Source organism: Borrelia tillae, from assembly GCF_055693965.1.
On record NZ_CM146346.1, the window covers coordinates 311,581 to 330,866 of the forward strand.

The window sequence follows — 19,286 nt, forward strand, 5'->3', positions numbered from 1 at the left end:
CTCTTTAAAGATAATCAAGAATCCTTTCTAATCTATTTAACCTTGAACCTTTAATCACAATAAAATATCCAGTTTCCAAATTATTTATAAAATAATCGATAAAATATTCAAACTCACTGAAATAAAAGAAATTATTTAACCTTAAATTTTCAACTCGTTTCACTTCTTGAAATTCTTCACCAATTAAAAACACCCTATCAAAGTTCATTAAAATAACTTCACTAATTGCGGTTTTATGTACTTCATACGCAAATTTCCCAAGTTCTTTAAAAGATCCAAGAATAATAATTTTTTTACCCTTAATTTCAAGATCTAAAATTATTTCTTTTAATGCCATAAATGAACCTAAATTACCATTATAAGAATCATTTAAAATTAAATAATCTTTTATTCTTAAAAACTCTGCTCTTCCTTTTTGAAAATCAACATGCATTAAACCATTACGAATCTCATTTTCGTCAAGTCCAAGTAATAAAGCTAAATTAATGCAAGATATTGCATTAAAGATGTTATGCTTCCCGGGCAACAAAATAGAATAATCAAAGCCTTTATAAGTAAAATCATAAAAAAATTTCTCATTTGAAAACGTAAATGACCCAATTTGAAGATTATGAAAATCAAAATAAAAAATATTAATATCTGGATTAACAGACCTAGCTATTTCTCTTAAACGAGAATGATAAGGACAACTTTCATTTAAAATGATGACCCTAGTACTCTCAGTTATGATTTTACCCTTCTCAGAAGCAACAACCTCTAAATTTTCAAAAGCTTGCATATGTGCATAATTCACATTTGTCACAATAACAATTTCAGGATCTAATATACTAGCAAGAAGATTCATTTCTCCAACATAGCTGACACCAACTTCAAAAACAGCATATTCCTCATCTCCCTCAGTCCTCAAAACGCTTAAAGGAAGTCCAATATCTGAATTTAAATTTCCCCAAGTCTTGCAGGTTTTATGCTTTCTTGACAATATACTGTAAAGCATTTCTTTTGTTGTGGTTTTCCCATTACTACCAGTAATAGCTATTCTTTTAAAACTTGTTCTTTTAATAAAATGTGCTGCAAAATTTTGAAGACACACAACTACATCACTCGTGAGTAAAAAAACCAAATCCTCATTCCTGTATAAATACTCCAGACACAAACGTTCGCAATCTTTAGAACATACAAAACATCTAACCCCAATACTAATTAGATACTCAACAAAATAAAATCCATCTATTCTGTCACCTTTGTATGCAAAATAAAGACTGGTACTACTATTCTCTGCATTTATCTCACGACTATCAAGAGAATAAAATGATACAAACCTCTGCATACTGCTTGAGTAACCAATAAATTTGATATCACTAAAGGAATCCACAATATCTTCAATTTTTATATTCACCAAATACCCTCACAATTTCTATTACTTAATAATATTAATGTCTTTACTATCCTTTTTTTCTAAATCCAAATAATCTAGACTCAGTTCCTCTATCCTATCAATACTTTGAAGTTCATATATTATGGTTAACAATCTAAGATTTTCATCAATGATATCACTCTGCTCCTCATTTAAATCATCAAACTCACGTAATTTTACAACATACTGAAAGTTAAAATAAATATTGAGACATATTACAATTGTTAATATCAAAATTAATACACAATACAATCTGATTTCAATTCTTTCCATTTTATTCTTATAACTTTTTTATGGCTCTAAGCTTAGCACTTCTTGATGCAATATTGCATCGCCTCTCTTCAAAACTTGCAATGATAGGCTTTTTAGTAAGCATGCAATATTGTTCTTTATTTAGACCTTTAAAAAATTCTTTTACAATCTTATCTTCTAACGAGTGAAATGTAATAATAGCTAAGATCCCATCTCTTGACAAGCTTTTTATCCAGAATGGCAAACTCTTTTTCAAGCGAAAAAGTTCATCATTAACATAGATTCTTAATGCCTGAAAAGTCTTAGTTGCTGGATTTACTTTAAGTTTTGTCCTACCAGGATATGCTTTGTTAACTATGCTTTGAAGGTCTCTTGAAGTTACTATTTTCTTAATCTTTCTATGTTCTAAAATAAATTTAGCAATTCTCCTAGAATAATATTCACCACCAAGCTCATAGATTAAGTTTTCAAGTCTCTCTTTATCAAAAGTATTGACAATATCATAAGCACTAAGACCTCCAGCATCAGGATTAAGTCTCATATCTAATCTCTCATCTTCAAAAAAAGAAAATCCCCTGCTACTCTGCTTATAATGAAACATAGAAATGCCAAGATCGGCTAAAATAAAATTAGCTTTATTTCGCAAAGGATACTCACTAAAAAAATCATCAAACCAAGTATTAAAATAAGAAATTCTTCCTTCAAATTCTATAAGAAATTCCTTTGCTCTTTTTAAAATAGTATCATCCCTTTCAATGCCTATAACATTTATGTTTTGATGCTCCTTAAGTACTGCACTTGAATGCCCACCTTCCCCAAGAGTACAATCAATAAAAACAAGTTCTTTACTAATGTTAACAGTTTTTAAAAGACCAATAATTTCATTAAGCAATACAGGAGTATGAACAGGTCTACCCATTAAGTATAAACCTATAAATTAAACTATTATCATTGTTATAGACATCCCCATATTTGACCTTAATTTCATTAAGGCCATTAGTGAACTCAAGATTATTTATCTCAATACTGCCACTATCCTTTTTTATGTTAAAAACATCTAAATTATAATTTCCATTCTCAGATACAATATATAAATTATCTTTTAAAGACATGCTCTGAAAATCAGCACGAAAAATACTATTATTATTTAAAAATACTTCAAAATAATAAATACCACTTAAAGGTTTTGATTTACTAATATCTTTTTTCAAAAAATTTAAAATAAGACTATGATTACCCAACTCTAAATCCAGCTCCATATTTCCTTTCAATTCAAGCATTACATCATCCTTACCTTGTAAAAGGATATTATCTAAACAAAAGTAAGAATTGATATTTAAATTACTTTTATTCTTTATCACAAATAAAGGATTAACTACCCGTCCACCATATTGATCAACAACCACCACATCAAAAACTTTATTCTCATTTTTTAAAAAAATTTTTTCTTCTTTGTAGGTAAAATCACCAAAAAATTCCAAATGAAGACCTAAATCTTTATCAAAAAGAATCAAAACACTCCTATCATACTCACTTATCTTATTTTTGTAATATAAAATTTTGTAATTATTTGAAAAAACAGAAAAACATCCATCTAAAGCTTTTAAACTTATACCAATATTAAAATTACCATCTCTAAATTCACCGAAATCACTTACTAAATCAAATTTTTCATCATTACGAAATTCCAAAAATGAATATAAATTAAAAAAACTAAACAAAAAAAGAAAAATAATGAACATTATAACTACAGCCCTAAATATTTTAAATCATTATCACTATTAAAATATAAAATACCTTCATTAAATTCAACGCATGCAATTACCTTATCTTGAAAAAAAATATTATCAAATAATTTATAAGAGTCCACAGCATAAGTCCGTATATTGATTATATCATTATCCAAATCATAAAAATATATTCTATATAATCTATAAAAAGAATCATAAGAGGCTCTCAAGACAGAATTTTTATTACTAACTCTAAAAATTTTATCACTCTTAATATTAAGTATTAAAAATGAATCTACGGTCTCAATAAATAAATTATAGAATTTATCAATCTTAAAAAAAGAACTAAAATCTTTAACTCTTAAATTCATCAAATATAAAACCTGCTTATACCCATCTTCTAAGCTAATAACCTCTAAAGAATATTCCTCATGTCCTCTTAAGATACATAAATATTTATTATCCTCACTTAATTTAATGCATATAACTGGCAAGCCAATGCCTGACAAATCATTGCTGTAAAGCATTTTCCCAAGTTTATACACATAAGTCTTGCCATCAGAAAGCCCTAAAGCCAAAACATCATCATTATAATCAATACTTAATATTGAAGCTATAAATTTAAAAGATAAAGTTTGTCTCCCATCTGCGTCATATATTTCCAACCTTTTATATAAATTATTTAAAGCAAAAATAGCATTTTTTTTAACAAAAACAAAATCTTTATGTTGCAAAGAAAACAAAAATTGATCTGTGTCTTTAGAAAAAACATAATAATCGGTTTTAGACTTATTAAGCACATAGTAATAGTCTGAAAAACTCACCAAACGATCACTTGCAACATGATAACATTCCTTATTAAAATCCAGACTTAAAATCTGATCTTTAATAAAGATATTATTTACTGCTTTAGTCTCAACTAAATTATCACTCTTTTTAAAACGATTAAACTTATAAAAATTTGCAATATCAATTGTTGACCTTAAAACAGAATCAAATAATATTATAAATATCAATAAAGAAATTGATAACAAAAAGATTTTAATCTTGCCAAATCTAGTTATATTTTCCCTATAAAGATTCACAAATGTTAACACTCCCTAAACTTATTTACTTTTACCCAAATCTGACTGAAATTTAATAGACCAAACGTCATAAAATTTTGTAAATTTTTCAGCCATTTCCTTTTGAGAAGTAACAGTAGCTAAAATTTTACCAGCCTCGATATAATTTAAAATCTGCTCTGAAAGCCCATAAGCCCCATTTAATTCATATCTTGCTCTTAATAAGAAAGCCCCTTCTTCTAACAACTCTAAAGATTTAATCAGATGAGCTAACTGAACCTTATAAAAAGGACTATCAATAAATAAATTTTTTGATAAACTCTTAAAATCAATAAAATTTTTAGCTAAAATAATAAATTTAAGGTATATGTCTTCCAAAAAAAGAATTGCCTTAGAATCACCTTTACTAAAACAAATCCCCAAATCAATAAGATATCCTAATTTTTTAATAATTAAAAATCGCTCTTGGGGGTTTAAATTAACAACAGATTCAATAGACATAAGTTCGCTAACAGAAATAAGTAAAACCGGACTTACGAACAATGAGAAATCAGAAACAAAACCAAAAAGATTTGTTCTAAAATCATAATTAACTTTTAATCTAGGTCTTGTATAAAAATAATTTAATGATGCAATATAACTTAAAACATTTAGATTCAAATTAATAAAATTAACCGTTATGCCCGAATCTTTTGCAAGCCTACCGGATTCTTTTATTTTTTTTATATTTCCTAAAGTCTGCAAAATCAGATCATCAACAAACAAAATTTTTTGATAATTTTCATTATGAACTAAATCCATAAATACCTGCTTACAATCAATTATTACTCTTTAAAAGATCTTTTGCATGCCTAAAGCTAATATCTTTCATATTTTCACTAAACATTCGAACAATGTCTGCAATACACTCACTACCAAATAACAAAAAAGTCTGAACATAAGTTTTATTTTTTATGAATCCTTTTTTTGCCAAAATATGATATTCTGAAAGACTTGCAATATTAGCAAGATGTGTTACAACAAATCTCTGCACATCCTCTGACAAATCCTTGAAATACTTATCTAAATCCACTCTGAATTCACCTCCTATGCAGAATCTATTTTTAAAATATGATAAATCTATACTCACCATCAACAACATTCTTACATCCTTAATGACCAACATTATTTTTGAAAATTCGCCCCAGATATAATTCTATCAATTGACTGGACCCTTAAACCAATACCAATCACTATAAGTTCAACTTTAGATATTGATACAAAAATTATGCAGACTCCATACTAAATTTACACAAAACATCAACAACTCTAGATGCAATTTTCAAGATATCAACTTGTCTGATGCCTGAAATATCAACTATAATTCTTTTATTCTCTTAAACAAATAACTTAACCCTTGTTCTCTATTGAATCTTTCAGTTTTAAAACTAAATAATGAATCACTGATATTATCCAGCCTGCCCTTTAATACTATGACATCCTCAAGCTCATATTAAGAGTTTTGAAGACGCTTTTCAAGCTTAAAATAATTATTACCAATCCTTAACAGATATTCAATATCATATATCACATTTTTTATCCTATTTAAAACAAAAACACCACTATTTAAGCTTAAATACTGATGATTCTTAAAATGTATTTTAACTAATATATTAAAAATTAACCCATTATCAACATCAATATAATAATTGCAAAGAAGAATATCTAAAAATTTAAACCATATTACTTTAGTTATCATAAGAAAAGATTCCATTAAGGCATCTTTAAAAACAAATAATCCTTAAGCATCACTTTGGCTCTAAACTTAGCAAATAGAATACACTCCCGCTCTTTATCCATAATAACATTATTTTTAATCTTCTCACCAAAGCAAATAACAAATAAAATAGATGAAAACAATAAAATTTTTCACCTTCAAGGCCCTCCAACGCTTATCAAAACGGGAATAAAGTTAATAGATACTTCCCCAATTAAAATAAAATTTTTTCTAAAAAACTTAAAAATAAACTACACTAACCATATATATTATTAAAACACCCTATAATAACTTATTCTTAAGTCTTTTAACAAAAGTATCTGTACAAAATGATGCAAAACGCAAACTCTTATTATTAAGTCCTACTTCAAAAACAATATCAATCCCAAATTTACCAATATTAACCCCATCAACAAAAATTGATGCTGCATTTAATGCATATTTCTTCTGAAATGAAAGTGAAATCTTGCTTCCAATTGAAAAAATAAAAGAACGATTATAAACAGAATGTGGCGAAATGGGGGTTAAAATAAAAGCTTTAAATCTGATTCTAAGATGGAACCACCTGCTGAAAAAGAATACCCAGTTGAACCCGTGGGCGTTGCAAATATTATTCCATCACTCCTATATGAAAGAAAATCTTCCAAATTAACCTTCAGATCTACATAAATCAATTTATTAAGAATACTAGAACGAACAATAATATCATTTAAAGCATACTTGGTAAACATATTATTTCCATTCTCATAAGCGCTGATGCTAAGTAAATATTTTTTATGAATAACTAAAGAATTGTTAAAAAATTTATCTATTATTTCTTTAAAATCTTTAGGTTTTATATCTGCTAAAAACCCCACCTTGCCCAAATTTATTGAAATAATGGGAATATCAATGTCATTTTCCAAAAGTAAACTGCTTGCTAATAAAACTGTACCATCCCCACCCAAAGTTATTGCAAAAATAAAATCATCTTTAGCTAATTTCTTTGGAAACCTCTCAACTCCTGCAAATAAACTTAAGACACCATATTTACGTTCCAAATATTCTTGTATCTCACACGCAAGGCCTTCAGCATCCAAATTTGAATAATTTACGTAAATGAGAACCTTACTCTTCATTCTTCTCCTTATATGGAATCATTTCAAATTCATTTTTACTAAATATCCGTTCAATATCAATTAAAATTAAATATTCGCCCTCAAAACTCTCTTCACCTTCAATTTTAACAACACCTGATATATATTTTCTATCTAAAGTTTGTAAAGTAGCAGGAGGCTCCTGTATCTTAGATATATCAAAATTAATAACCTTTAAAACCTTATCTACAAAAATTCCTAAAAGCTTATCTCTAACACTAACTATTAAATAACCTGTTAAAAGCTTATCTTCTTCCGTTGTATAAACAGACGGGATTTTAAACCTAACATTTAAATTTATTAAAGGGATAACATCCCCTCTAAGATTATAAATACCCGTAATATAATCAGGAACATTCGGTATCGAATATATACCTTCTAAAGGAACCTTAATTACTTCTCTAATATGCTCTATTGTAACCCCATAACTCTCTTTGCCTATTTTAAAGCACGCAACCTGAAAATTAGATTTTTTCTCTATAATTTTTCCTCTCGAAAACATAACTCAATACCTCTAATCAAATTAAATACTTATACTTACCCAATAAAATTTTTAGATAAAAAATAAATTTCAAAAGAATTTTTACGAACAGCTTTGGGCCTAATCTTTCTGACAAGCTTGAAACAATCCTTAAGCTTATAAAAAAGCTGTTCTTCCTCACCTCCTTGAAAAACTTTAATTAATAAGTTACCGCCCCTTGCCAATACTCCAAATGCCAATTCAATTATTTTCATATTCAAATTAAAAGAATTACTTGTATCAACCAATCTATTACCAGTAGTTTTAGGAGCAACATCGCTTATAATTAAACTATAAGGTGCAAAAATTTTGATTTTTTGACAAACTTTATCAAGGAATATATCACCTTTAATAAAATAAAAATTATTAGTAAATTTAAGATTAATATCGTTAAGATCCACTGCAACAAGTACCCCTTTTTGAAGATTGCCATAAGCATATTGAGAAAAGCTGCCAGGAGACGCTCCAATGTCTAATACATTGCCAGAAGAGAATAATGAAAATCTTTGATCAATTTCAATTAATTTATAAACGGATTAGCAAGATATCCTTCTCTTTTAGCCCTTTTTGAATATTCATCTGCAAAATTATACATATTGCTTATCTTCAATACACTCAAATTATACTTATTTATTATAATTATATTATGCAAAATAAATCATTTTTAGATAAGATCGAAAAAAATATTAATAATATATTCTCAAAAGATTACTTTCTTAATCTATTTAAAGACAAAGGCTTAAACTTAAAATTTAATATAAAAGAAAATATAATAAAAACAATCCAAGCCCCAGCTATTGAAATAATCAATAGAGGGGGCAAACGAATAAGACCCATGTTAATGATCTTATTAGCACATGCATTAGGATATGACAATCGTGATACCGAAGAACTATATAAATTAAGCATTCTACTTGAACTACCTCATTCTGGAAGTTTAATTGTTGATGATATAGAAGACAAAGCAAGCAAACGACGCGGCAAGCCCGCGATTCACTTGATGTATGGACTAGATAATAGCATTAATACAGCAAATTTAATTTATTTTCTTCCCGCAAAATTAATACAAACTTCACACTTAAAGATGAATCAAAAATTATTAATTTATGAAAACTTTTTTACAACTCTCTCAAATCTCCACTTAGGACAAGGAATTGATATCGCTCTTCATAATGGAACATATATTCCTAGCTTGCAAGAATACATATCTTTAGTCGAGCTTAAAACAAGTTCTTTTTTCGGAATGGCTGGATTTTTAGCCGGAATACTTACAAATAATGAAACTAAAGCTAAAAATTTTTACAATACATTCTTACAACTTGGAACCTGCTTCCAAATAATAGATGATATTGGCAATATTAAAAATGGAATTAATGGCAAAGATTTTGGAGATGATCTCATTGAAGGAAAAAAGAGTTTACCTATAATCCTTTTTTTAAAAGAAAAACAATTTGATAAACAAATCATTCAAAAATTAAATAAAATTAAAAATCAGCCTATAGAGAAATCAAAAGAAAAAATACTAAAATTTAGCAACATGCTCAACTCATCGAATGCCATTAAGCAATCTTCAAATATTGCAATGTCATACTTAAATAAATTTACAGAAGAATTAAATTCATATGAATTGATCAATGAATACAAAGATATGATAATAAACATTGTCCAAAGAATAAAAGGAGAAAATTTATGAGAAAATATGCTATCACATTGATTTGGTTGAACATCATCACTCCTACTTATGCAAAAGTTACTATAGAAAATGAACAAAAAATAGATGAACTTTATACAAGATCAATGTTATTCAAAAGTCTAAAACAATATAATCAATCCAAAACACTACTCATGCAAATTATAAATCAAGATCAAAAACAAGTTGATGCATATTTACTAATTTCAGAATTAGAATACTTAATGAACAATTGGTTAAAAGCAATCAACCAAAGCAAAACTTATCTACAAATAATTGATTTCAAAGATACAAAAAATTATCTTGACATTTCTTGGGCATATTTTCTTATTGGGGAGACACAAAATTCAATGGACTATGTAATACAATTTATCCAAGATAACCAAGAATTACTAAATACTAACGTATATGTATTAATTGATACTATTTTAAAAAAAGGGTTTTATCATTTCATACAAGATGAAGATGTAATGTTTAATTTAATAATGAATACCATCTTCCAGATAGAAACATATGATGACAGCATATTTACAATATTCTTAAATAATTTAGCTATAATCAAACAAATTCCCTTTTACGAATTCAATAAAATTAAAGTGATAGACTTAGAATCGCAAATTAAGGCTTTACGAATTCTTCAAAATTCAATACATGCCACTTATTAAAATAACTTGGTTTTTTTAAAAAGTGAAACAAATATATTAATTAATATAGCCATGTAAAAAGGTAATGAAAGGGCAAAATATGAATTCACATAATCTTGTAAATTAAAAAATTTATATTCAATAAATACCATTAGAAGTGCACTGGGAAAAACAAGCCATGGGCTTGCAAATGCAATATAAAGTATGCAAATAGCAAGCCACCCATTACTTAACCCTAAATTATAAGAATAAATCTTAAAATTTATAGCAAGAAATGAACCTGCAACACTTGCTGAGATTGCAGACATAAAAATAGCAAAAGATTTAAAATAATTACTAGTTTGTTCGCCTAATATATTTTCATAATCACTTGAACGAATAAACTCAAAAACTACTCTAATTTTTGAATAATTTATTACATAAATACTAATACTTAAAAAAATGAAAAAAAATATAACAAAAAAAATAATAGCAACATCATTTTGAATATTTAAATTAAATCCTGGAATAAAATTGAAGTTAACTGCCATTAAAATTTTAACTAAAAAATAACATAATATATTAATTCCTATGCCTATTATAAAAATATCATAACCATTGATTACAAGAAAAGATATACAAAATCCAAAGATTAAACCAATCAAAATTGTTATAATAACTGAAATAAATATTCCATATCCCAAATAAATAAAAAAAGAGGTTAAAAAAACAGCTAAAAAAGAAATTCCTTCAATAGATATATTTAAAAGCCCCACTTTTTCAGTATATAGAACTCCAAGAGCCAAATATGCAAATATTATAGAATGTAAAAAAATACCAAACATCTATTTTTTACCTGAATTAAATAAAAATAATGAGATGAAAATTGAAATCGCTTGACATAAACCAATAAATTCAAATTTAAATGAATAATTTATTTTAAGATAATTATTAAACTCGTTCAACATTGCAAAGAATAAACTAAAAAATAATATGTACATATAATTAAATCCTGAAACCACAGCAACAATAAATCCGTCCCAACCAAGTCCAGAAGTTAAGCCTAAGAATAAATAATTCTTAAAGAAAATTAAAAAAATCGAACCCACAAGTCCATTTAAAAAAGCACTGCTAAACACCGTACAGAATTTATATTTAAACTCACTAATACTAAAAAATTTGCTTAATGTCTTTCTATCACTCAATATTTCAAGTTTTAATCCTAAAACGGTTCTTTTATTGACAAATACATAACATCCCCAAATTAAAATACTAAATAAAAGTAAATATGGCAAAGCAGTATCAAGAGCAAATATTTTATCAACACTTTTTGTCTGAGTCAAAAGACCATGTGCACCTAAAAGCTTTGCAGATATAAATCCATCAATCAATCTTTGATTTCCATAAGACATTAAAAGACCTGTAAGCATTCCATTTACTCCAAAAAAAAATGTCAACAAAAAAGGAATAATGCCTATTAAACCAACTATGAATGAACTTAAAATTATGATTAATACAAAATTAAAATATGTAAGCCCACATAATTCACAAAATATATATGATAGAAATGCTCCAAAATAAACGTGTCCTTCATCACCAAGGGTCAAACTATGACTCCTAGCACAAGTGGAAATCCCTGTTGCAATTAATAAAAGCAACATAAAGTTCCAAAACATCATCTTCATATAAGAAAAACTAAAAAACCCATCAAAAAAATAACTAATACTTAACACACTAAGTGAAAATATTAATAAAATATACTCTTGCTTAAATACTCTCATATAAACAAAATTTCCTTTAAAGCTGTTTTGTCAACATGTCCCCTTTCTAGCCTTAATATGATTTCACCAAATTTTATTGCTAAAATATGATCGGATAAAAGAAGCAATTCATCTAAATTAGGCGTGATTAATAATACAGGTTTCTCATTAGAAAAACTACGAATAAAGTTAGATATCTCATTATATGCTCGGTAGTCTAAGTTACTAAGAGGTGAAAAACAAATTAAAAAACTTTTTGTGATATATTTTTCCCTCAAGAGAGCAAACTTTTTCAAAGTACCTCCAGAAAAGGATAATGACTTAGAATAAAAAGTTTTTAGTATCTTACTATCACAATACCCCATATCATTTTTAAAAAATTTTTTAAGTTTATTAATAGTAGATTGCCTAATAAAAACTTCATTTTCAAAACTCATTATCTTAACTAAAAAATTGTCCAATATAGTAGTATTATCAGAAAACAAATTGCCAATCCCTAAGGGTAAAAATCCAGCTTTTAATTCATAAGGATCAATATGTTCATATCTATTTCCATTCATTTTTATGCTACCCACAAATGGAATTTTACCTAAGAATAATTTTTCCCATGTTTTGATTGTTGCTTCTTCTGCAATAATCCCCAAAACTCCTCTTTTTTTTAAGGAAAAACTAATATCATACTGCCAAAAATCTTCAAAAAATAAATTAAATTTTATAAAATCCTCATTTGGAACATTACGTCTAATATTTGCAGCAATAAATTTTTTATCAGGGGGGAGATTAAGTTTGCTCAGTATTACTTCCTTGTTTATCGTTCTAAAACATTTTCCCTCTTTTAAAATAATAAATTCATCACTAAATTTTAAGGCATCTCCAATTTCTCTATGTGTAATAAAAAGAGAAGTAATTCCTGCTTTTTTAAGATTTTGAAGCAATTTAATAAATTCTTTAGCCTCTTTCTGAGAAAAATAGGCAACACTTTCATCAAAAATAATGATCTTTGCATTCTCTTTAAGAGAAGAAATAGTAAGCAAAAAATATATCTCTTTAATATTTAAATCTTGTAATCTAACCTCCAGATCAAATGTAATATTATAAAACTGCCTAAGCCATCTATAGTATCTATAAGTCTTAAACTTATTCATTGGCATAAAAAATTGAGAATCAAACCAATAAATACTAAGATATTCCCAAACCTTTAAGTTCATATCAAGCTTTGGAATCTGAGATACAATATAAATACCATTACTTTTTGCCGTGTCCACATTCCAGTTTTTCTGTCTATTATTATTGACAAATACATCACCACTATCAAAATGAATAAACCCAGCTATAATTTTCGACAAGGTACTCTTACCTTCCCCATTTCTCCCAATTACAGTTAAAATCTTAGAGTTTTCAATCCTTAAATTGACATTATCTATAATGGGCTTTTCAATATCTGGGAAAGATTTTACTATATTCTTAAACTCTACCATAAATCATTCTAAATCTATTTTGATTTGAGTATTGCTCATATTTTTCATCTTTGTCTCAAGCCTCTCTTTAAGCTCCAAACTGGTCTTTTCTAAATAAAATTTATTTAATAAATTAAATGAAACACCCCCTTCTTTAAATCCAATCACTTTATAAGTCCCATATTGAATCTCGTTCTTAAGAGCTTTATCTAAGACTTTTCCTAAAAATAATCTTTGATTTGTAATACCTGAACCAATAATATTATCTTTATTATCCAAATAATCCTCACTATCAAAAAGCACAGCAAAAACACCGTGCTCTCGTATCGATGATAAAACCCCTTTAACAGCTGGACCTACTATTGGAAGAATTATAGAAACTCCTAAATCTAAAATTAAAGAGTCAGAGAGAACTTTTACCCTATTACTATCATGCCAATTCCCCAAAGTCCTAAAGAATACTTCCACATCCACAATCTCCTTAATTCCACGTTTAAAATAAGGAAAAATGCAATTAGTCATAACGGGATATTCTTGTCCAGAAATTAAAGCAACATTCTTATTTGATAAATTAGCATTCTTTAGAAACAAACCTACATAATAACCTAATATATAAGCTTCTTCTGCAACATTATAAGAAAGTGAATATACTTGAGGATTAGCATTCTTAACTAAAGAATCAAAAAGCAAAAATTTAGTAAAAGGATAATTTTGAGAAATCTTATCAATAATTCCTTGCATCACATTATTCGTTGTTATCAAAAAATCATAATTTTTAGAATTCAATAACTTTTCAAGTAATTCTATCCATTCATGCTGATTAAAACCAGCTTCAAATAATTTAATCTCAACATCATTTCTGCTATTCTGAAATTCAGTCAAAAAATCATACATTGCTTTATAAGAAGGTGATCCGCTAATGACGCCAGGAACAAATAATGCAATTTTTTTATTGGACGAAGATTTAACTTCTCTAAGTTTAAAAAAATTAATATAAACAAACAAAAATAAACAAATAAATGAAATCAAAATCCAAAAAATTCTAAAGCAAAGAGAATTACTCACAAAAATCAAACACCTTCTTTTCATAAAATGAAAATATCGATATTATAAAAATTAAATGACATAAACCTAAAAACTCACATAACATCTACTTTTTTTAAAAAAAGTTTCTTTGTAAGAGGATATCATAAAAGTCTCTATTACGTCCAACTTATATCCAAGTTTACTTACTCAAATTTGATAAAAAAATATTACTCTTAAACTTAATAAATAACCTTTAAAAATACTTTATAAGCCGTCCTTAATCATCACTTATTACACAACATTCATTCTAATTAAAATTCAAGATCGCTTCTTTAAAAGCTGAACAAAACAATATTAAAAGCCATATTTATATTTATATTTATATTTATATTTATATTTATATTTATTTGATAAAAATTGATCGTAGTTTCAAAAATTTCCTGGTGTTAACAAATAAAATTCATTAACACTTAAATTACTAGGAATATCACCATTGGTACGGACCAAATACATCTTAAAAGAATGAATGGTTTTAAAAAACTTCTTTGCCAAAGATAATCGCTTTTTTTTATAATCTTTTAAAAATTTCAAAATAGATTCATAAATGCTTGGGTTGGTAAACGCCTCAGAAGAATACTTAACAATATCTTTTATAAAAAAAAACATATTGGCTAGGCAAATAAAATTATTAAAAAGAATACCTACTCGGCCTCTTAAATAATTAACATAATTTACCATATCAACCCTATTGCCCAAGGTATAATTTTTATCTTCTAAACTCCACTTTGAATATATGGTATTAAATTTAGGATATCTTACTAAGGAATCATATACAAAATCAAATCTAAAACTATATTCAACGTACTTTGAAAATATATTACTTAAACGTCTCTTAGACAGAGCTATAAAGTTTTTACGTGATATTTCTTTTAAATTTTGAATTACATTTTGTGACACGGAATCATTAATTTTACATAAGAAAGAATTATTATCCCAAAGTAAAATGCTAGTACCCGCAGAGATCCAATATTCATCTCTGTTATAATATTTAAGATTACCATCAAAAACACTAACAAAATAATTATTAAAATATTCACAATTGACATAAAATTTTGCCTGGGCCTCAGTTACAAAAAAATAATTATTCACACCCACAGAAAATGAGGAACCTTGAATAACCTCATAAATAATCACTTCTAAACTGCCTTTAAATAAATAAATCTTCGCATCCTGCATATCTTTAAGAGAGGAATAACAAATAAGACTATATGTATTAGAATATAAAGTTAAATCTGACGATACACCATTTATTCCATATAAGCCTATCTTTATTTTAGAATTGTCTCCCACTTCAATAAAATCATACTCAAAAATCTCATCTCCCAAATCTAACTTGACGGGAATGGTATCCCTTATGACATTCACTTGTCCTTCTATTTCTTTAATAGTCGCCACTTGAGAAAATAATGCGACTTGCAAGAATAAAAGTAAAAAGATAATGATATATGATTTTAAAATCAAATTTTCCTCTTTTTTTCAAATCTTATAAGATTAATTATATCTTTTTTAAAGAGATTTACTAATCTTTAATAAAAGTGCAAAATACGTTATACTTTTTGAAAAAGTATTAGATAATACTTTAATTGCCCTGCTCTTTTTAAAGGACTCAAGGCACAATCTTATAGCAAAGGATGCACTTATGATGAAAAAAAACATATTATTTTTAATACTATTTATACTTACTCTTTCTCTAAACTCATGTAAATCACAACCAGAAGAACGAACATGTGGAAATTACAGGATTTTAAAAAATAAAGGGAAGAACTAAAAATATTGACAAAAGAAAACGTAATATGCTAAGCAAAAATTGCATAATGTTAAATTGTGTAATAATATACTATATATACTATTTATATAGGCTTTATGCAAAAAAAAAGAATTTATGTCTAAAAGCCAAAGTTCTTAATTTATGTAGTCAATATCACATAAGAAGGATGTATTTATGATAAAAAAAAGTAATCTATTATTTTTAATGTTATCTATATTTGCTCTTTTTTTAATTTCATGTAAGACACCTCCAGAAGATTCAAAAAGTGCAAACTACAAAATCTCTAAAGACACTGGGGACACAAAAAGAGACATTGAAAAGACAAAAGAAGAGATCATAAAAGAGCGGGGAAACCTTTTCTATTCTAAAGAATTTAATGAAGCTGAAAAACTTGAGGACGAGATGAAAGCAAAATTCAAAAAAGGAAGACCTCGAGAAGGTAATGAAATTGCCTTAAAAGTATTAGAAAGGTATAGAAATATTGCAAGAGATACAATAGAAAAAAAAGAAAAAATAAATTATCTCAAAGAAAATATTGAAAAGTATTTAAATGATGCTGAGACTAATGAAGCATACATATGGATCCCACTAGAAATCGATGAAGTAAATAACTTATACTTCGAAGCAATAAAAAAATATAAAATGTACGATATTGAGAACGCTCTAAAAATGTACAGCAAAGCATTTAATCAGGCACAACAAACTGCTAAAAAGGCAAAAGAAGCAAGGGCTCTTAAAGAAACAGAAGAGAGAATGTACAAACAATTAAAAGCTTTAGAAGCAGCTTCTAATCTTTCTGTGTATAGCAATAATAAACTTATCAAACCATCACCATGGAATGGAAGGGCATTACTTAAGGATAAAGAAGAACGTGTAAATCTTCTCGACACTCAAGGCGAGAGCGAAGTTTATTTACTTGGACAGGCAGGTCCATTAGTACTTGCTTATGAGGAACAAGTTGAAAACTTCAAAGAAAAAACACCGGAAAAAGAATCAGATTCAAGTAAATTCAAAGCACTACAATTAATCGAAAAAGCTAGACAATTATGGGAAAAAGGACTTGAGGCTAAACATTTCAACAACCTTAGACTTGCAAATGAATTATTCTTAGATTCTGCAAGATATCTAAAAGCTTATGAAAGCCATGCAAGTAAGGAACTATATATGGTTAAAATTGGAAACACATTATGGGGTATTTCTAAAAAACTCTACAATGACCCTTATTTATGGCCAAAAATCTGGTTTGCAAACAGGCAAAAAATTCAAAATCCAGATTTAATACATGAAAATTGGAAAATAATAATTCCTTCTAAATAAAACAAAAAAGAAAACAAGCTATGCTTGTTTTCTTTTTTTATATCTAATAAAATTAACTTAAATATTAAATGTAAACTCAATTTAAATGAAATCTTTCTTAAAAAAATAGAAAGAAAAAATAAAAAATAATGAAACAAGAGAACAAAAAATGAAGAATTTAGTAATAATGAGTGTCCTACTATTCTCCTCCTGCTATACAGCTCATTTAAACAAACAACTTACAAAAGAAACTCCCTATAAAATTTATTTAAGAGAGGCCCAAAAATCAACTAATGCTAACGACTATCAATCTGCTTTAAAAATATATGAAAAAATGATTGAAAATTATCAAGCAAATAAAAGCGTAGTTGCCATAGGCAAATATGAAATTGCATTTATACATTATCTACTAAATAAAAAAGAAAAAGCAAAAAAGCTCTTTGCAGAACTAATACAATCTAATATACAAACACCTAAATGGATCATACCCTTATCTCAAAAGATAGTGGATAAAATACAAAATAAACCATAACACAATAAAAAATACAAAATTAATTTAAACCACTATTTAAAACCCACACACACTACTTAAGTAGTATTCCATAAATTGTAATATCTCTTTCCTTAGCTGCACTAATAACATCTTCATAAACTATAGGACCTCTAGGATACTCATGAGGAGGTGCATCACCTAACACAATAATAAACCGATTTTCTGCTCTCCAATCAAACTGAGTAACAGCAGCACCAATTCCTTCAAATACTGCTTCAGGATAATCTCCGCCTCCTCCTATACTAATATCCTCAAGAACATTATTCAGATATTCTTTACTATTAAAATCAAAAGATTTTGTTAAAAAATCTTCAAGATAATCCTTATAAAACACAAAACCTACTCTATAAGATTTAAATTGCTGTAATTGAGGTTCCACCATATCAAAAAGATGATCTCTTAAAATTTCAATATGGTTCTTCATACTATCAGTTACATCAATAACAAAAACAAGATCTAAATCAGAAAGTGAATCTTCTGATTTTTCTAAAATATCCTTTATTTTATCAACAGCATCAAGTCCCTTCTTAGCAACAACAATATCATCAGCAAACCTAGAAAACCCTTCTCTTAGAGCATCATTTTCAACTGTACTCTTCAGCTGAGTATCTCCAAAAAACAACTCATAAGCATTATCTTTATATTGACCTAAATAATCATTATATTTTTTCTCAAAAGTTCTAATTGAAAACCAAAAAGGTTCTTTATTTCTCTTTAAAACTTCTAAATCAATATCACCACTTCTTGTTGAAAAATTAGGAAAACCATATCTCAATTTCTTAGGTATTAAAATATGAAAAGCTTGACCAAATCTACTATTTTGAACAGGTGTAGAAGATGTTAATGATAAAAGAGTTCTATTTTGAATAACTCTACCATTCAAAATCCTAATTCATCTCCATTAATCCTATTATATTCCAATGTTCTAAATGAATACGTAGATACGTCTTTACTTTTATCTGGAATTTCAAAAGATTCAGTCAAAATAACTGATTTAATATCTGGCTTTTTCCTAATAAAAAGATGAAAACCATCTTCATGGGCTTCAACATATACATCATTATTATTAATGCTTAAGCCAGCATTTAATGCAGAAGATAAATTAAATATAATAACAATAAACAAGGAAATAATAAAGTAAGCTTTTCTCATATAAATCCTTACACATAATTAGACAATAA

The 19,286-nt window shown here is 27.1% G+C and carries 19 protein-coding genes and 3 pseudogenes; 4 read left to right on the forward strand and 18 right to left on the reverse strand.

Going from position 1 to position 19,286, the window contains the following annotated elements; genetic code table 11:
* Window positions 1-4 precede the first annotated feature (4 nt).
* The 12 genes and pseudogenes from murF to ACWUD1_RS01585 all read right to left on the reverse strand — a co-directional run bounded on the left by murF (window position 5) and on the right by ACWUD1_RS01585 (window position 8,467).
* A complete protein-coding gene (gene murF, locus ACWUD1_RS01530) occupies window positions 5-1,396 on the reverse strand; it encodes a UDP-N-acetylmuramoyl-tripeptide--D-alanyl-D-alanine ligase (protein WP_472756784.1) in 1,392 nt (463 codons plus the stop codon).
* Window positions 1,397-1,417: 21 nt separating this feature from the next.
* Window positions 1,418-1,687, reverse strand: coding sequence for a hypothetical protein (locus tag ACWUD1_RS01535; RefSeq protein WP_472756785.1), 270 nt, complete (start codon window positions 1,685-1,687; stop codon window positions 1,418-1,420).
* 7 nt (window positions 1,688-1,694) lie between these two features.
* Window positions 1,695-2,585, reverse strand: a complete 891-nt coding sequence (gene rsmH, locus ACWUD1_RS01540) for a 16S rRNA (cytosine(1402)-N(4))-methyltransferase RsmH (protein WP_472756786.1) — start codon at window positions 2,583-2,585, stop codon at window positions 1,695-1,697.
* Window positions 2,578-3,411, reverse strand: coding sequence for a hypothetical protein (locus tag ACWUD1_RS01545; RefSeq protein WP_472756912.1), 834 nt, complete (start codon window positions 3,409-3,411; stop codon window positions 2,578-2,580). The genes rsmH and ACWUD1_RS01545 overlap by 8 nt, the downstream gene beginning before the upstream one ends.
* Before the next feature lie 2 nt (window positions 3,412-3,413).
* Window positions 3,414-4,481, reverse strand: coding sequence for a hypothetical protein (locus ACWUD1_RS01550; RefSeq protein ID WP_472756787.1), 1,068 nt, complete (start codon window positions 4,479-4,481; stop codon window positions 3,414-3,416).
* 21 nt (window positions 4,482-4,502) lie between these two features.
* The gene (locus ACWUD1_RS01555; RefSeq protein WP_472756788.1) at window positions 4,503-5,261 is read right to left on the reverse strand and encodes a hypothetical protein; all 759 of its coding nucleotides are present in this window, start codon (window positions 5,259-5,261) and stop codon (window positions 4,503-4,505) included.
* A 16-nt stretch (window positions 5,262-5,277) separates the two neighbouring features.
* Window positions 5,278-5,625, reverse strand: a complete 348-nt coding sequence (locus ACWUD1_RS01560) for a hypothetical protein (RefSeq protein ID WP_472756789.1) — start codon at window positions 5,623-5,625, stop codon at window positions 5,278-5,280.
* Between the two features lie 327 nt (window positions 5,626-5,952).
* Window positions 5,953-6,213, reverse strand: coding sequence for a hypothetical protein (locus ACWUD1_RS01565; RefSeq protein ID WP_472756790.1), 261 nt, complete (start codon window positions 6,211-6,213; stop codon window positions 5,953-5,955).
* Complete coding sequence (locus tag ACWUD1_RS01570) at window positions 6,213-6,359, reverse strand: hypothetical protein (RefSeq protein WP_472756791.1); 147 nt, start codon at window positions 6,357-6,359, stop codon at window positions 6,213-6,215. The genes ACWUD1_RS01565 and ACWUD1_RS01570 overlap by 1 nt, the downstream gene beginning before the upstream one ends.
* A gap of 139 nt (window positions 6,360-6,498) precedes the next feature.
* Window positions 6,499-7,334 (reverse strand): annotated as a pseudogene (locus ACWUD1_RS01575) (NAD(+)/NADH kinase).
* On the reverse strand, window positions 7,324-7,854 hold the full coding sequence (locus ACWUD1_RS01580) for a chemotaxis protein CheW (RefSeq protein ID WP_472756792.1): 531 nt from the start codon (window positions 7,852-7,854) through the stop codon (window positions 7,324-7,326). Before ACWUD1_RS01580 ends, ACWUD1_RS01575 begins: the two are co-directional and overlap by 11 nt.
* Before the next feature lie 35 nt (window positions 7,855-7,889).
* A pseudogene (locus ACWUD1_RS01585) lies at window positions 7,890-8,467 on the reverse strand (SAM-dependent methyltransferase).
* Between the two features lie 51 nt (window positions 8,468-8,518).
* Here ACWUD1_RS01585 and ACWUD1_RS01590 point away from each other — a divergent pair.
* Complete coding sequence (locus ACWUD1_RS01590; protein ID WP_472756793.1) at window positions 8,519-9,565, forward strand: polyprenyl synthetase family protein; 1,047 nt, start codon at window positions 8,519-8,521, stop codon at window positions 9,563-9,565.
* Entirely contained in the window at window positions 9,562-10,227 is a 666-nt protein-coding gene (locus ACWUD1_RS01595) for a tetratricopeptide repeat protein (protein ID WP_472756794.1), read from the forward strand. Before ACWUD1_RS01590 ends, ACWUD1_RS01595 begins: the two co-directional genes overlap by 4 nt.
* Here the strand turns inward: ACWUD1_RS01595 and ACWUD1_RS01600 are convergent.
* The 5 genes from ACWUD1_RS01600 to ACWUD1_RS01620 all read right to left on the reverse strand — a co-directional run bounded on the left by ACWUD1_RS01600 (window position 10,224) and on the right by ACWUD1_RS01620 (window position 15,949).
* Window positions 10,224-11,030: an ABC transporter permease gene (locus ACWUD1_RS01600; RefSeq protein WP_472756795.1), complete on the reverse strand. Its 807-nt coding sequence runs from the start codon at window positions 11,028-11,030 to the stop codon at window positions 10,224-10,226. The genes ACWUD1_RS01595 and ACWUD1_RS01600 overlap by 4 nt on opposite strands.
* Complete coding sequence (locus ACWUD1_RS01605) at window positions 11,031-11,966, reverse strand: ABC transporter permease (RefSeq protein WP_472756796.1); 936 nt, start codon at window positions 11,964-11,966, stop codon at window positions 11,031-11,033.
* Complete coding sequence (locus ACWUD1_RS01610) at window positions 11,963-13,423, reverse strand: ATP-binding cassette domain-containing protein (protein WP_472756797.1); 1,461 nt, start codon at window positions 13,421-13,423, stop codon at window positions 11,963-11,965. The genes ACWUD1_RS01605 and ACWUD1_RS01610 overlap by 4 nt, the downstream gene beginning before the upstream one ends.
* A gap of 3 nt (window positions 13,424-13,426) precedes the next feature.
* Complete coding sequence (locus ACWUD1_RS01615) at window positions 13,427-14,467, reverse strand: BMP family ABC transporter substrate-binding protein (RefSeq protein WP_472756913.1); 1,041 nt, start codon at window positions 14,465-14,467, stop codon at window positions 13,427-13,429.
* A gap of 390 nt (window positions 14,468-14,857) precedes the next feature.
* Window positions 14,858-15,949, reverse strand: a complete 1,092-nt coding sequence (locus tag ACWUD1_RS01620; protein WP_472756798.1) for a hypothetical protein — start codon at window positions 15,947-15,949, stop codon at window positions 14,858-14,860.
* A 481-nt stretch (window positions 15,950-16,430) separates the two neighbouring features.
* On the opposite strand from ACWUD1_RS01620, the gene ACWUD1_RS01625 reads away from it, so the two are divergent.
* Complete coding sequence (locus ACWUD1_RS01625; protein WP_472756799.1) at window positions 16,431-17,573, forward strand: LysM peptidoglycan-binding domain-containing protein; 1,143 nt, start codon at window positions 16,431-16,433, stop codon at window positions 17,571-17,573.
* 148 nt (window positions 17,574-17,721) lie between these two features.
* On the forward strand, window positions 17,722-18,084 hold the full coding sequence (locus ACWUD1_RS01630; RefSeq protein WP_472756800.1) for a tetratricopeptide repeat protein: 363 nt from the start codon (window positions 17,722-17,724) through the stop codon (window positions 18,082-18,084).
* Between the two features lie 52 nt (window positions 18,085-18,136).
* Here ACWUD1_RS01630 and ACWUD1_RS01635 read toward each other — a convergent pair.
* A pseudogene (locus tag ACWUD1_RS01635) lies at window positions 18,137-19,257 on the reverse strand (VWA domain-containing protein).
* Between the last annotated feature and the right edge of the window lie 29 nt (window positions 19,258-19,286).